The sequence below is a fragment of the Sphingobium sp. SG1 genome (assembly GCF_057063145.1).
The window spans coordinates 27919-42695 of record NZ_JBVVOJ010000007.1; the positions used below are offsets into that span (position 1 = coordinate 27919).

15 protein-coding genes are annotated in these 14777 nt (G+C 66.0%); 6 read left to right on the plus strand and 9 right to left on the minus strand.

The window, feature by feature from the left end; genetic code table 11:
- Positions 1-104: 104 nt before the first annotated feature.
- Complete coding sequence (locus AC0KVN_RS15985; RefSeq protein ID WP_435567266.1) at positions 105-503, plus strand: hypothetical protein; 399 nt, start codon at positions 105-107, stop codon at positions 501-503.
- Between the two features lie 382 nt (positions 504-885).
- Here the strand turns inward: AC0KVN_RS15985 and dgcA are convergent, their stop codons facing one another.
- A complete protein-coding gene (dgcA, locus tag AC0KVN_RS15990; protein WP_435567267.1) occupies positions 886-1860 on the minus strand; it encodes an N-acetyl-D-Glu racemase DgcA in 975 nt (324 codons plus the stop codon).
- 103 nt (positions 1861-1963) lie between these two features.
- Between dgcA and AC0KVN_RS15995 the strand changes: the two genes are divergently transcribed.
- Positions 1964-3256 (plus strand): class I SAM-dependent methyltransferase, encoded by a 1293-nt coding sequence (locus tag AC0KVN_RS15995; RefSeq protein WP_435567269.1) that lies wholly within the window; start codon positions 1964-1966, stop codon positions 3254-3256.
- Positions 3257-3313: 57 nt separating this feature from the next.
- Positions 3314-5101, plus strand: a complete 1788-nt coding sequence (locus AC0KVN_RS16000) for an ABC transporter transmembrane domain-containing protein (RefSeq protein ID WP_435567270.1) — start codon at positions 3314-3316, stop codon at positions 5099-5101.
- Between the two features lie 24 nt (positions 5102-5125).
- Here AC0KVN_RS16000 and AC0KVN_RS16005 read toward each other — a convergent pair whose 3' ends face one another.
- The 5 genes from AC0KVN_RS16005 to AC0KVN_RS16025 form a co-directional block, all read right to left on the minus strand.
- Complete coding sequence (locus AC0KVN_RS16005; RefSeq protein ID WP_026108744.1) at positions 5126-5449, minus strand: PilZ domain-containing protein; 324 nt, start codon at positions 5447-5449, stop codon at positions 5126-5128.
- A gap of 180 nt (positions 5450-5629) precedes the next feature.
- On the minus strand, positions 5630-6052 hold the full coding sequence (locus AC0KVN_RS16010; RefSeq protein WP_435567271.1) for an ExbD/TolR family protein: 423 nt from the start codon (positions 6050-6052) through the stop codon (positions 5630-5632).
- 24 nt (positions 6053-6076) lie between these two features.
- A complete protein-coding gene (locus tag AC0KVN_RS16015) occupies positions 6077-6565 on the minus strand; it encodes an ExbD/TolR family protein (protein WP_004209992.1) in 489 nt (162 codons plus the stop codon).
- Positions 6566-6678: 113 nt separating this feature from the next.
- Positions 6679-7434, minus strand: coding sequence for a MotA/TolQ/ExbB proton channel family protein (locus AC0KVN_RS16020; RefSeq protein WP_004209990.1), 756 nt, complete (start codon positions 7432-7434; stop codon positions 6679-6681).
- A 71-nt stretch (positions 7435-7505) separates the two neighbouring features.
- Positions 7506-8168 (minus strand): energy transducer TonB, encoded by a 663-nt coding sequence (locus AC0KVN_RS16025; protein ID WP_004209989.1) that lies wholly within the window; start codon positions 8166-8168, stop codon positions 7506-7508.
- Between the two features lie 249 nt (positions 8169-8417).
- Between AC0KVN_RS16025 and AC0KVN_RS16030 the strand changes: the two genes are divergently transcribed.
- Both AC0KVN_RS16030 and AC0KVN_RS16035 read left to right on the plus strand, forming a co-directional pair.
- Positions 8418-9296 (plus strand): hypothetical protein, encoded by an 879-nt coding sequence (locus AC0KVN_RS16030; RefSeq protein WP_435567272.1) that lies wholly within the window; start codon positions 8418-8420, stop codon positions 9294-9296.
- Positions 9297-9405: 109 nt separating this feature from the next.
- Positions 9406-10710, plus strand: a complete 1305-nt coding sequence (locus AC0KVN_RS16035) for a homoserine dehydrogenase (RefSeq protein ID WP_136186309.1) — start codon at positions 9406-9408, stop codon at positions 10708-10710.
- Positions 10711-10730: 20 nt separating this feature from the next.
- Here the strand turns inward: AC0KVN_RS16035 and AC0KVN_RS16040 are convergent, their stop codons facing one another.
- On the minus strand, positions 10731-11168 hold the full coding sequence (locus AC0KVN_RS16040) for a hypothetical protein (RefSeq protein WP_435567320.1): 438 nt from the start codon (positions 11166-11168) through the stop codon (positions 10731-10733).
- 220 nt (positions 11169-11388) lie between these two features.
- Here AC0KVN_RS16040 and glpX point away from each other — a divergent pair, with 220 nt between their 5' ends.
- A complete protein-coding gene (glpX, locus tag AC0KVN_RS16045; protein WP_004209983.1) occupies positions 11389-12372 on the plus strand; it encodes a class II fructose-bisphosphatase in 984 nt (327 codons plus the stop codon).
- A 95-nt stretch (positions 12373-12467) separates the two neighbouring features.
- On the opposite strand, the gene AC0KVN_RS16050 is transcribed toward glpX, so the two are convergent.
- On the minus strand, positions 12468-12845 hold the full coding sequence (locus tag AC0KVN_RS16050; RefSeq protein WP_004209982.1) for a MerC domain-containing protein: 378 nt from the start codon (positions 12843-12845) through the stop codon (positions 12468-12470).
- A gap of 91 nt (positions 12846-12936) precedes the next feature.
- The gene (locus tag AC0KVN_RS16055; protein WP_483656208.1) at positions 12937-14718 is read right to left on the minus strand and encodes a sensor domain-containing diguanylate cyclase; all 1782 of its coding nucleotides are present in this window, start codon (positions 14716-14718) and stop codon (positions 12937-12939) included.
- Positions 14719-14777: the final 59 nt, after the last annotated feature.

Genomic DNA, 14777 nt, shown 5'->3' on the forward strand with positions numbered 1-14777 from the left:
CTCGCTTCACCGCAGGACGGATTCGGCTGGTCCCCTTTCCGCTTGCCGGCGGGGACCAGCCGCGCCCTTACCGACCCATCACCAATGACTGATATGGATTTGCCATGAAAATGAACCGGATGGCGGCCCTTGGCCTGCTGATCGTTGCCCCCCTTATGGCGCCTGCCGCCCATGCCGAGGGACTGGGCGCCGAAGTCAATTATGGTCGCGCCGACGGCCATTGGGGCACCGAGATCGGCGCCGGCTATGCGCTCGACATGGCGGGTTTCAGCCTGACGCCGGGCGGCGGCGTCTATCTGCGCGATGGCGACACCAAGCTCTATGGCCGGGTCGAGGCGGCCTATACGATTCCCATGTCGGTCTCGATCGGTGCGGGCGTGCGCTTCAGCGGCGACAATACCCGCCCCTATGCGACGCTGGCGATGCCGCTGATCCCCAAGCTGCGCGCCAAGGCCAATGTCGGCCCGAAATATTATAGCGTCGGCCTGACGCTGGGTTATTGAGCCGAGGCAATCTGTCGCGATCGGCGGGCCCGGCAGGGTCACGCCGACGCGACAGCCCCGAAGTTCACAGTGTCGTCGACCAAATCGGGCCGTTTGCGCCGGATATGCACCACCCACGCCCCTGTCACGCGACGCCGGCGCGACACCTGGGTCATAGCTGCCTGCCGATCGGGTCAGGACCAGGCGACGATGACGCGCCATCGAGGCGACACTTGGGTCACGCCTTCCCTGGGCGACGGGCGATGACGCGGATTGCATCGCCGAGGATAGACCAGAGAATGGGCGAGTAGGAAAGCGGTGGCCGGTTGGGGGCTGGCTTCAGACGGCTGCCCCCCTCCACCATCCTGCGGATGGTCCCCCTCCCCGCAAGCTGGGAGGAATATCAGCCCTGGCCCCAGAGGGTGCCGGGGTGGAGCAGGCCGTCGCGCACCGGCAAGGCACCGTCGCGATCCTTCGCCAGCAGCAGCGCGCCATCGAGGTCGATCCAGTCGGCGCCCTGTGCCACCAAGGCGGCAGGCGCGATGCCGAGCGAGGTGCCGAGCATGCAGCCGACCATGATGCGAAAGCCGCGGGCGCGCGCTGCCTGTGCCAGGGCCAGCGCCTCGGTCAGGCCCCCGGCCTTGTCGAGCTTGATATTCACCGCGTCGAAATCGCCCAGCCGGTCGAGATCGGCGCGGGTGTGGCAGCTTTCGTCGGCGCAGAGCGGCAACGGCGCGCGCAGGCCGGCCAGCCTGTCCTCCCGCCCGTGCAGGATCGGCTGCTCCACCATTTCCACGCCCAGTTCGGCGAGCGCCGCTGCCTCCGCCACGATGTCGCGGTCATGCCAGCTTTCATTGGCGTCGACGATCAGCCGGACGCCCGGTGCGCCGGCGCGCACGGCGGCGATGCGGGCATGATCGCCCTCCCCCGTCAGCTTGCATTTGAGCAGGCCAAAGCCGCGTGCGACGGCGGCGCGGGCATCGGCCTCCATCCGCTCCGGTTCGCCCAGGCTGATGGTGAAGGCGGTGGGCAGCGGCGTCGGTGCAGCAAGGCCGGCCAGTTGCCAGACCGGGACGCCGGCCCGTTTCGCCTCCAGATCCCACAGCGCGCAGTCGAGCGCGTTGCGCGCGGCGCCGCGCGGCATCGCCTGCAACAGCGCTTCGCGATCGAGCGGCCCGGCATAGGCGTTGATCGCCGCCGCGCAGCCCTGTGCGGTCTCGCCCTCATAGTAAATGGCCGTGCCCTCGCCCCGCCCGACATGATCGCCGTCGCCCACGGTGCAGACGACGACGTCCACCTCCGTCTTGGCGCCGCGGCTGATGATGAAGGCGCCCGCAACCGGCCAGCGTTCGACCGTCGCGGAAATTATACGGGTCATCGGCGTTTCCTGCGTCATGATTTGACCATATGGATCGGCGTCATATGCGTGAAACAGGACTGCTGGCATAGTCCCCGCCTTTGCGACAGGAGCTTATTTCCCCGTGACTTCCCGTGAATTGACCGGCTTCCTCTCGCTGAATGAATCCGAACCCGTGACCGATGCCCTGTCCCGCCGCGTCTCCGACATGGCATGGCGCCTGACCTTTGGCGCGATCGGCTGGCCCTGGCTGCTCGCCAGCCTGTCGGGCGGGCGCAAGGCGGACAAGCGCGCGCTGCTGGACGAACTCAAACTGCCCCATGATGCGCTGCCGCATCTGGGAAGCTGGAAGGCCGATGTCGGTTTCCTGCGCCATATCGTGCGCGAGATTGCGCGGCTGCGGCCGGCGCATGTCGTCGAACTGGGCGCGGGCGCATCCTCGCTGATCGCGGCGCGGGCGCTGCAATTGCATGGCGGCGGACAGCTGCACAGTTTCGACCAGCATGGCGGCTTTGTCGACGCGACCCGGCAATGGCTGGCCGACCATGCGCTGGACGTGGATATCCGCCATGCGCCGCTGACCCACGAAAGCGCCGACTGGCCGGGCCGCTGGTATGCGATCGATCGGCTGCCCGAGCAGATCGACCTGATCATCATCGATGGCCCGCCCTGGAGCGTGCATCCGCTGGTGCGGGGCGCCGCCGACAGCCTGTTCGCCCGCCTCTCGCCCAATGGCGTGGTACTGCTGGACGATGCCGCGCGGCCGGGCGAACGGCTGGTCGCGCGCCGCTGGCGCAAGCGCTGGCCGCATATCGATTTCCGCCTGATGCATGACGGCACCAAGGGGACGCTGGTCGGCCGACGCCGCGACATGTCGCAGCCGGTGGCCAAAGACAATGAGGCCGGGCGCGGCTGGCGCCATGTCGGCCGGGCGGCGGCGATCGCCGCGCTGCTGGCGACGGGGTGGATCGGCCGCGGCGCGCTGGGCGAATTTCCCCAGGCGGCGCAGGCCAGCACCTTCCTGGACGAGGCGGCCGCATCGCGCCGCGCCGGCCTGCTGCGCCAGCAGATGGCGTCGCAGGTCGAGAGCGCCAAGCTGGACGATGCCGAAATCCGGCGGTCGACCGGCATCGTGCTGCCGCGCCTGCCGGCCAATTGGCAGGTGCGGGACGTGCAACTGTTCCCGACCGCCGACAGCCCGGCGATCGCGATCGCGCTGACCACCGAAAAGGGCGAGCAATTGTCGCTGTTCGCCGACCGGGCGGAAACGCCGGCGGAAGGGCAGCCGCTGATCGCGGAGCGGCGCGACGGCACGGTCGCCTATTGGGAGGCCGGCGACATGGCTTATGCGCTGACCGGCAAGGCGGATACGCCGCGCCTGATGGCACTGGCCGAACGGATCGCACCGGCGGCCTGAGCAGCGGGATCGCGCCCGCCCATTGAGGCGGGCGCGCCGCGCTGCTAACGCCCCGACATGGAGGATGCCACCGTACCCGCGCCGCGCCGCGCCGATCGCCCTACCCTGTCGAGTCTGGCCATGCTGTGGCGCTTTGCGACGCGCTATCCGGCACGGATCGCCGGGGCGCTGACCGCTCTGATCGTCTCTTCGGCCGCGACGCTGGCGATCCCGAGCGGCTTTCGCCTGGTGATAGACAAGGGCTTCACCGGCGGCGGCGATATCAGCCGCTGGTTCGAATATCTGTTCCTGCTGGTGGTGATCCTGGCGCTGGCAAGCGCGCTGCGCTTCTATTTCGTGTCCTGGCTGGGCGAGCGGGTGGTCGCCGACATTCGCAGCGCGACCCAGGCCAATCTGCTGCGCCAGGCGCCGGCTTTCTTCGAGGAGAACAGGCCGTCGGAGATCGCATCGCGCATGACGGCGGACACCGCGATCATCGACCAGGTGGTGGGATCGACCGTGTCGGTCGCGCTGCGCAACCTGGTCACCGGCATTGGCGGCCTCATCTATCTGTTCGTGCTTGCGCCCAAGCTCGCCGGCCTGCTGATCCTGGGCATACCGGTGATCGTGCTGACGCTGGTTACGCTGGGCCGGCGGGTGCGCAAATTGTCGCGCGCCAGCCAGGATCGGCTGGCCGAAGTCGGCAGCGTCACCACCGAGGTGCTGGGCGCGATGAAGATCGTCCAGGGCTTTGGCCAGGAAGGGCGCGAGGCGGCCCGGTTCGACGCGACCGTCGCGAGCGGCTTTGCCACCGCCCGGCAGCGCATATTGCTGCGCGCGGTGATGACCGCCATCGCCTTTGCCCTGGTGTTCGGATCGATCACCGGCGTGTTGTGGCTGGGCGCGATCGACGTCGCCGCCGGGCGCCTGTCGGGTGGCAGCATCGCCGCCTTCGTGCTGACCGGCGGGCTGGTGGCCGGCGCGTTCGGATCCTTGTCGGAAAGCTGGGGCGACCTGCTGCGTGGCGCCGGGGCGGCGAGCCGGCTGGACGAGCTGATGGCGGCCGAGCCGGCGATCGCCGCGCCGGCGGCGCCGGTCGCGATCCCGACGCTGGCGCAGGGCGCGCGGCTGCGCTTCGACAATGTCCATTTCCATTATCCCACCCGGCCCGACCAGGCGGCGCTGAACGGCGTCACGATCGACATTGCGCCGGGCGCAACGGTCGCGGTGGTCGGACCTTCGGGTGCCGGCAAGTCGACGCTGATCCAGCTGGCGCTGCGCTTCTATGATCCCGACCAGGGCGAAGTGCGCCTGAACGATGTGCCACTGCCGGCCGCCGATCCGGCCGCGCTGCGCGCAGCAATGGCGATGGTGCCGCAGGACAGCGTGATCTTCGCAGCCTCCGCTCGCGACAATCTGCGCTACGGCAAATGGGATGCGAGCGACGAGGAGATATGGGCAGCGGCGCGGGCAGCCAATGCCGAAGCCTTTCTGCGCGCCCTGCCCCAGGGGCTGGACAGCCATCTGGGCGAAGGCGGCGCACGGCTGTCGGGTGGGCAGCGCCAGCGCGTATCGATCGCCCGCGCGCTGCTGCGCGATGCGCCGATCCTGCTGCTGGACGAGGCGACGTCAGCGCTCGACGCGGAATCCGAGCAACTGGTCAAGGATGCGCTCGACCGGTTGATGCAGGGGCGCACGACAATCGTCATCGCCCATCGGCTGGCGACCGTGCGGGCCGCCGACCGGATCATCGTGCTGGATCAGGGACGGATCGTCGAACAGGGCGACCATGCGACGCTGGTGGCACTGGGCGGCCTTTACGCGCGGCTGGCCAGCCTGCAATTCCAGGACCAGTTGGACGGCTGAACCGCCATCCCGCCGGACGCGCAGTCAACGGCCGGCGAGGCAGCGCTGGACGATATAGTCGAAGATGGCGGGATGGAGCGGGCGCTCGAAGGTGCAGCCCGATTCATGCGCGCGCACCCACTGGACGCGGGCGCGCCGCCCCTCGAAACCCGGCAACATGATCCACAATTCGCTGCCGACGGTGAGCTTCATGAAACTGTGCAGGCGAAAGCCGGTGAGCGACATGTCGGCGATATTGCTGGTGAACCAGGTTTCACCCGGACGCCGCACCTTGACGCTGATCACAACGTCGCGCCGTTCGGCAAGCCGGCCCCTGCGTTCCAATTCGGTCAGTCGTTCAGCGCCCATGGTCCACATCCACCCATTCCCCTTCAGCATCGCGCAGGAAGGTAAGGGAAATGTTAAGCGGAAGACGCACGGGCACAAAAAAGGGGCTGCCGAAGCAGCCCCTGTCCATAGCCTGATCTGGATCGTCCGGCGGGTCGGAGACGGGAAGTCTGAGACCGACGTCCCCGGACGATTGGTGGATCAGAAAGCGCTATATTGTTCGTTGCCGACGAAACCCAGCTTGGTCACGCCCGCGCGCTTGATCTCCGCCAGCACCTCGTCAACGACGACGTAGCGGGTCTGCGCGTTCGGCTGGAACTGCAGTTCCGGCTCGACGGGCAGACGCAGCGACTGCTGCAGATACTGACGCAGGGTCAGCAGGTCGATCGGCGCACCGTTCCAGCTGATCACGCCGCCGGCATCGATCGCGACCTTGTTCTTGACAGGGTCGACCACATTGTCGCTCGGAGGCGCGCTCTGCGGCAGATCGATCTTAACCGCGTGGGTCTGGATCGGAATGGTGATGATGAACATGATGAGGAGAACGAGCATGACGTCGATCAACGGCGTCGTGTTCATTTCCACCATCGGCTCACCATCATCGGAGCCCATGCTCATGGCCATAACGAATTCTCCTTATGCGGCCGATCAGAGGCGGGTCGTCGTCGAACCGGGTTCCGGTTCGGAGATGAAGCCCACCTTCGGGAAACCGGCGCGCTGCATCGTGTAGATGGTGCCGCCGATGCAACGATAGGGGGTATTGATGTCGCCGCGGATATGCACTTCGGGCAGATCCTCGGGCGTCAGATTTTCAACACCACCAGCCTTCTTGATGTCCGCTTCCAGCTTGGCGACGGCGCGATCGAGCAGTTCGTCGGAGCTGACCTTGGTCAGGTTCCAGTAAACCGCACAGCTGCCGTCGGGCGCCGAGGTGACCGACAAGGAAACATTTTCGGGTTTCGTCGTGGTCGGCTCGAACGCCACCTTGGGAAGTTGCAGATCGACCGTCTGGACGACGACCGGGACCGCGATGAGAAAGATGATGAGCAACACCAGCATGACGTCGACGAGCGGCGTCGTGTTGATGTCGGACATCGGCTTGTCGTCACCGCCGTCGGAGCCAACACTCATTGCCATTGATACAATCCTAACCTTGGTGTCGTAGGTGCCCCGTTAACCGGGGCCCCTGTCCGGCAGGGGCCGGGTGGTCGCAGCCGCCACCCGGCGCCCGAACCGGCGTCTTAAGGCGATTAGGCCTTGGTCGGCGCAGCAGCCGGCTTGGCAGCAGCAGCGGCCGGAGCGGCAGCAACGGTCGGCTTCACGGCGCCGTCCGAAACCAGGTAGGCCAGCAGGTCGACGGTGAAGCCGTTCAGCTGTTCCGAGATCGCCTTGTTGCGGCGCTGCAGGAAGTTGTAGGCCAGAACGGCGGGAACGGCCACGGCCAGACCCAGCGCGGTCATGATCAGAGCTTCACCGACCGGGCCGGCAACGGCGTCGATCGAGGCCTGACCGGCAGCACCGATCTTGATCAGAGCGCGGTAGATGCCGATAACGGTACCGAACAGACCGATGAACGGCGAGGTCGAACCGACGGTGGCGAGGAACGCCAGGCCGCCACCGAGCGACGAGTTGATCGCGGCTTCCGAGCGAGCCAGCGAGCCGTGCAGCCAGTCATGTGCTTCGACCGGATCCTTCAGCTTGCCATGCTCTTCCTGAGCCTTGATGCCGTCATCGACGATCTGCTTGTAGGCCGAGTTCTTTTCGAGCTTGGCCGAAGCTTCCTTCAGCGAAGCGGCGCGCCAGAAGGTCGCACGGATCTTCTTGCCCTGGCTGATCACCTTCTGCTGTTCGATCAGCTTGGTGAACAGGATGTAGAAAGTGCCGACCGACATGGCGCAGAGGATGATGAAGACGGTCCAGGCAATGGTGCCGCCCTGCTCCAGGGCTTCCATCAGGCCGTACGGGTTTTCCGGCTTGGGCGCCGCGGCTGCGAGATACATCAACATGTTCAAGACTTCCCTCTCAAAAGGATCGTGAAAGGGGAGAGCGGCGCCGGGCGCCTGCCCTCCCGTTTAAATTACTGCGGGATCCGCCACTGAATGCGGTTCGCGTAGGTCGACGGGATCTTGTTACCCTGGTCATCTTCCGCGGGGCTAAAGCGCGCGCGGCGGGAAACCAGCTTACAAGTTGCGTCGTCCAGTTCAGGCGAGCCACTCGACTGCGTAACGGTACAGCTCGTGACACGGCCATCGGCGCCCACTTCAAGACGGAAACCAGTGGTCCCCTGCTTTTCTTCACGCAGAGCGCGCGAAGGATAGTCTTCAGTGGTTGCCCAGGAACCCGGATTGCCACGCGGCGACACGCCCTTTGCAGCCTGCTTTGCAGCGGGCGGCGGCGGCGGGGCCGGCGGCGGTGCGGGCACCGGAACCTCATTGAACACCGGCGGCGGCGTCCGAACCGTCTGGATCGGCGGCGCGGGGGCCGGGGTCTGGACGATCGGCGGCGGCGCGACGACCGGCGGAGGCTCAATCGGCTTGTCCGGCGGCGGCGGCGGCGGCTCCTCGTCAGGTGGCGGGGGCTCCTCCTTCACGTCGATCACGTTCAGCTGTTCCGCCGCCTTTTTGACATATTTCATGCCAAGACCGGTGACGAAGGCATAGCCGAGAACAGCGTGAATCAGGGCGACGATGACGATCGATATCGTACGACTCGATCCTTGCGAGTGGTCAGCATAGGCCATTCGGCAACGACACTCCTTAACTCATCTTACCAGTGGGTTGTACAAATCAGCCAAAAACGACCCGAGCTGCCCGGGGCTATCCCCGACCACCTTTGGCCCTTATCCGTCCATTTGCTACCGTGCGAACTCCTATCGCGGCGCATCGTGGCACGCAAACGCTTTATCGAACTACCGGCTTGCGTTTACCATTACACACCGGAATGACTTGCCTGTGACATCCCTGCCACGGGCTGATAGCATAGGACGAAGATGCAGAAGAAATCCACCACGGCCATGAAGACGCTCGCCTCGTTGTGCCTCATTTCGGCCTCATATACCGCCGTTTTCCCGGCATTTTCTCAGACAAATTCGATGACAGCGCAATCATCGACGGTTGCCGCCGGATTGACCTATGCCGACATCGCCGACCTTTCCGATGCGGCACCGCTAGTTGCCAACGTGCGCATTAGCAACATCGTCCCGTTGAAGCCCGAACAGGCTCCGGACGTCCCGGCAGGCTATCGCAGGGTCTATGTCGAGGCCGAAGTGACCGCACTGATTCGCGGCGAAGGGGGCATAAGCCCGACCGTTGGCTATCTTTATGACGCCCTCCTCGATTCGAAGGGCAAGATACCCAAGCTGAAAAAGGCACAGGTGCTGCTATTCGCCCGTCCGGGCGGGCGTCCGGGCCAGATTCAGCTGATCGCGCGCGATGCGCAGATCGCCGCCACCCCCGCCGAGGTCGAACGGGTGAAGACCGTTCTATCGGCGCTGGTTGCGCCGGATGCACCGCCGCGAATCATCGGCCTGGGCGACGCTTTCCATGTGGCAGGCACGATCGCCGGCGAAGGCGAGACGCAGATTTTCCTGCGCACCGAAAATGGCGACCCGGTATCGCTGTCGATCATCCGCCGTCCCGGACAACAGCCCATCTGGGCCGTGGCGCTGGGCGAAATCGTCGACGAAGCCGCCCGCGCCCCTGCCCCCGGCAGCCTGCTCTGGTATCGGCTGAGTTGCAGCCTGCCGGCCACTCTTCCGGCCCGGTCGGTCCGCACCCTGGCAGTGCAGGACGCCGAAGCGGCGCGCGCGGATTATCAGTTCGTCCTGAACGCACTTGGCCGCTGCGCACGCAATCGAAAGCCGAACTGACCCCCTACGCACTTATCTTTCAATCGGGCGCCGCTGTGCTTTTCCTTGGACAGCGGCGCTCGGGCCGCTATCAGCGCGGCTCTTACAGTGCGAAGGACCAGGAAACGCCATGACCAATCTCCACCGCCATGCCCCGCTGCGCGTCGCGCTCGTTGGCCTCGGAACGGTGGGCGGCGGCGTCATTCGCCTGCTCAACACCAATGGCGACCTGATTGCCCGCCGCGCCGGCTGTCCGGTGCAGGTGGTCGCCATCTCCGCGCGCGACCGCAACAAGGATCGCGGCGTCGACCTGTCCCCCTATGAATGGGTCGACGACATGACGACGCTGGCGACCCGCGACGATATCGACGTGGTGGTCGAACTGATCGGCGGCGCCGATGGCCCGGCCCTCACCCTCGCCCGCCAGTGCCTGGCCGCCGGCAAGCCGTTTGTCACCGCCAACAAGGCGATGCTGGCCCATCATGGCCTGGACCTTGCCAGCCGCGCCGAGAGGGCCGGCGTGGCGCTCAAATATGAAGCGGCGGTCGCCGGCGGCATCCCGGTGATCAAGGGCATGCGCGAAGGCGCGGCCGCCAACGAGATCAGCCGCGTCTATGGCATCCTCAACGGCACCTGCAATTACATCCTGACCACCATGGAGAAGGAAGGCCGGGGCTTTGACGAGGTGCTGAAAGAAGCCCAGGAACTGGGCTATGCCGAGGCCGATCCGAGCTTCGACATTGACGGCGTCGATGCCGCGCACAAGCTGACCATCCTTGCCAGCCTGGCCTTTGGCACCGAACTGGACTTCGACCATGTCGCGACCACCGGCATCCGCCATGTGATCGCCGCCGACATTGCCGAGGCGGCAGCGCTGGGCTTCCGCATCCGCCTGGTCGGCATGGCGGAGAATGGGCCGGAAGGCCTGTTCCAGCGCGTCCATCCGATGCTGGTCCCGCTCGACCATCCGCTCGCCCATGTCGACGGTTCGCTCAATGCCGTCGTGGCCGAGGGCAATTTCGTCGGCCGCCTCTTCTTCCAGGGGCGTGGCGCGGGTGACGGCCCGACCGCTTCGGCCGTGGTCGCCGACCTGATCGACGTGGCCCGCGACGAATATGGCGATGCGCTGGCGATGCCGGTTGCCGCCCTGACCCCGCAACAGCCGGCCGACGCCGGCCAGCGGATCGGCCGCGCCTATCTGCGCTTCAAGGTGCAGGACCGCCCCGGCGTGCTGGCCGAGATTGCTGCCGCGACCCGCGATGCCGGCGTTTCGATCGAGAGCATGATCCAGCGCGGCGCCAACCAGGCCGATGGCGTGCTGGTGGCGATCGTCACCCATGCCGGCGAGGAACGCTGCGTGCGCGAGACGCTGGAGCGGCTGGCCGGCTCCGACAGCCTGCTCGACACGCCGATGGTCATGCATATTCTGGATTGATCGCGCCGGGACCGGTGGGATCAGTGCTGGCCGGCGCCCTTGACCGAATCCGGCAGGGGCGGCGGTGGTGCCATGTCGGCGTCGGGGTCGAGCAAATGGGTGATGGCCTTGCCGGCCAGCATGGCGGCGCCCAGGATCGGCACGCCGCCACCGACGCAGCCCGTCCCCTGCCCGCCGACGACGCCACAGGCGCCCTGCCTGGGTGCGGCAGCGGACGCGCGCGGCGTATCACCCGCAAGCGGGCGCCCCTCGACCGGCTCGCGCGGTAGCGGCAGCCTTTCCTTCGCATTGCGCTCCGCCCGGCTGCCGCAGACGACGATGCCGCCGCCGCTGCGATCGCAGGGGCGCACGACAGCGGTGCGCGCCTGATATTCCTCCATCGTGGTGCGCTGGGCGAGCGGCGCTTCATCCACCGGCACGATCTCCTGCGCGGCTGCCAGCGGCAGGCCGATCAGCAAAAGAGGGAAAGACAAGACCCACCGCATGACGACATCTGAACAGTCGAACATGGCGGGATGATGGCAGCAGCTGGACGCTGCGGAATGCCATATAAGGCAAAGGCGCGTCCATCCGTGGCATCACGACTATGAAAAGCTTTGCGAGCCCGGCAAGTTGGGTCGACAAGCAGAGGCGGACATCCTATCGCCCTGCTCTATCAGTTACAGCAGAGGAGTGGCTATGGTGCAGGCTAGTTCGATTCTCGATCGCGTCTTGGTACTCGAAATGGTGCGCGTCACCGAAGCGGCTGCAATCGCCGCATCCAAGCTGGTCGGTCGGGGCGACGAGAAGGCCGCCGACGCCGCTGCGGTCGAGGCGATGCGCCTGGCCTTCAACGACCTCTATATGGACGGCACCGTCGTGATCGGCGAGGGCGAGCGCGACGAGGCGCCGATGCTCTATATCGGCGAGAAGGTCGGCAACGCGATCGGCAAGGGCCCCAAGATCGACATCGCGCTCGATCCGCTGGAAGGCACCACCATCACCGCCAAGGCCGGCCCGAATGCGCTGGCCGTGCTCGCCATTTCGGAAGAAGGCGGCCTGCTCAACGCACCCGATGTCTATATGGACAAGATCGCCGTCGGTCCGGGCTATCCCGACAATATCATCGACCTCAACAAGTCGGTGAAGGAGAATGTCGAGGCGGTGGCCAAGGCCAAGGGCGTCGATCCGCATGAAATCATCGTCTGCGTGCTGGATCGCCCGCGCCACGAGAAGCTGATCGCCGAGTTGCGCGCGATCGGTTGCGGCATCATGCTGATCCCGGACGGCGACGTTGCCGGCGTGATCGCGACCACCAATCCCGAAACCACGATCGACATCTATATGGGTTCGGGCGGCGCGCCCGAGGGCGTGCTGGCCTGTGCCGCGCTGCGCTGCGTGGGTGGCCAGTTCAAGGGCCGCCTGCTGTTCCGCAACGATGACGAGAAGCAGCGCGCCTACAAGTGGGGCATCACCGACCTGGACAAGGTCTATGACCTCAAGGAACTGGCCAAGGGCGACTGCATCTTTGCCGCGACCGGCGTGACCGACGGATCGCTGCTGGCGGGCGTCAAGCATCTGCCGGGCGACAAGCTGACCACCGAGAGCGTGGTGATGCGCGCCAGCACCGGCACCGTGCGCTGGGTCAAGGGCGAGCATCGCGTGGAGCGCAAGGACGCCTGATCGGGCGGACCGGACGAAAAGACGAAGGGGGCCGAAAGGCCCCCTTTTTCGTGGTCATCGATGCGGGAAGAACCGCCCCCGATAATCGCCGGCGGTCAGTGGCTGGCGCGGTGGTTGAGATCGTGGCCGAGCGCGAGAATGGCGACGCCAAGCAGCGTATAGGCGCTTTCCTGCCAGCCATGATCCATGGTCAGCGCGCCGGCCATGATGCCAAGGCCCAGCGAACCGATCGCGGCGGGCATCATGAAACGATGGACGAGCGCGCCATGGCCGAGCGCGATCGCGCCCATCAGGATGGCGAGCGCCAGCCCCGCTTCATGGAAGATCGGACTGTCGAAAATGCCGCCGGCCGATGCCAGCAGGCCCAGCACCACTGCGGTCAGGAAACAATGCGCGACGCACAGGCCAGAAAGCGCCATCGCAAGGCGATCAAGGCGTCCGGATTCCAGGGCGTGACGGAAGCTGAGCAGCATGGTGCGTGCTACATAGTCGAGACCGGCATAAGTTACAACATAACATCACCGATTTTTCGGGCGGGAAAGACGTTCCCGTTCCGCCGGACCGTCAGGCGGCGAAGCGCAGGCAGTTGCGACCGCTGCCCTTGGCGGCATAGAGCGCCTTGTCCGCCGCCTCCATCAGGGTCGCGGCGCTGGCCGAGCCGTCCAGTTCAACAAGGCCCGCGCTGAAGGTTATGGCGATATCCTCGCCATTGCCGAGCGGGAACGGCCGCACCCCGACGCGGGTGCGCAGATGCTCGCAGATGCGCTCGGCCCGTTCCAGATCGACATCGGGCAGCAGCACGGCAAATTCCTCGCCGCCCAGGCGCCCGATGCTGCCGGTGCCACGCAGCGCCTGGCGCAGCCGCTCGACAAAGCCGACCAGCACCCGGTCGCCAGCGGCATGGCCATGGCGGTCATTGACCGACTTGAAATGATCGATGTCGATCAGCAGCAGGCAAGCCTGCCCGCCGGCCGCGACGCGGGCGATCTGGTCGTCCAGCTTTTCCTGCAACGCGCGACGGCTGTCGGCGCCGGTCAGGGCATCCTGCGCCGCCGCCTGGTGCAGCGCCCGCTGGCGCGCCTTGTGGCGGGAAATGTCGCGCACCGTGCTGATGACGCCGATCGCCCGCCCCTGCTCGTCCAGCACGGCGCGGACCAGCATCTCGTACCAGTCGAAATCATTGTCCGGCCGGTTGGGGCGAAATTCGACCGCATGCGCCTCCCCCGGATGGGCGAGCGCGCGGCGATGGGTGACGATGGCGAAGGGGCGATATTCCGGGTCGATCAGGTCGACAGCCGGCTGGCCCAGCAACCGGTCGGCGTCGATGCCGATCTGGTCCACGGCCGAGGGCGAGACATATTGGATGATGCCGTCGATGCTGAGATTGACCACGCCGTCGCCGCTATGTTCGGCAAAGGCCCGATAGCGCGCCTCGCTGTCGCGCAGCATGCGGATCAGCCGGCGACGGCTGTTGAGTTCGGCGGCCACGGGGACCGACAGCAGGAAGCTGAGCGCCAGATAGAATTGGAAGAACTGGATGCGTTCGGGAATGCTGGCCGCGACCAGACGGAGCGGTCCATGGCCGGTCATGGTCGCCGTGCCGCCGATCAGCGCCAGGATGACGATCGCCGCCGCCGACCCTGCATAGCCGGTGCGAAAGGCGATCAGCACCAGTGGCAGCAGCGAGGCGAACAGCATCGGATAATCGACGCGATAGAAGATCCACCAGGCGCACAGGGCAAAGGCGGACAGCAGGCCGAACGCCTCCAGCCGCTCGATCGGCCGGGCCTGGCGCGCCCAGCGGCTTACCTCGCCCTGCAGCAGGATCAGCAGCAGCGGCGTGCAGATGAGGCCGCCCAGCACATGGCCGCTATACCATTGCAGCCAGATATGGGGAAAATCACCACCCAGCAAAATGGAGACCACCAGCGCGGCACCGATACCGGCAAGCACATTGGCAACGCCCGCCAGCGCGAAGATGAAGATGCACAATTCGCGCATCGATGCGGCGATCTGTCGCCCGACACCAAGCCGGCGGCAGATATAGGCGACCACCAGCGCCTCCCCGACATTGAGGATAGCCATCGGCACCGCCGCCATTGCGCCGATGCCGAACAGCGCCGTCGCGATCGTGCTGGCGATCATGCAGGAGAGGATGAGGCGCGGCCAGGCGCGCATACGCGCGGTCATCATTTCCGCCATCAGCAAGGCATTGGCGCCCCAGATGAAGGCCAAACCGCCTTCGAATCGCGAGGTCAGCAGTGCAAGCGACGCGACCGCGAAGTAAAGCAGGCCGGTAAATACCGACATTTTCAGGGAAATATGGCGAAGGGCGGGCCGCGTCATGTTCCCATCCGGGTTAAGCGGACAATGTTAATATATATTCCTATGCCGCCGACTATTTC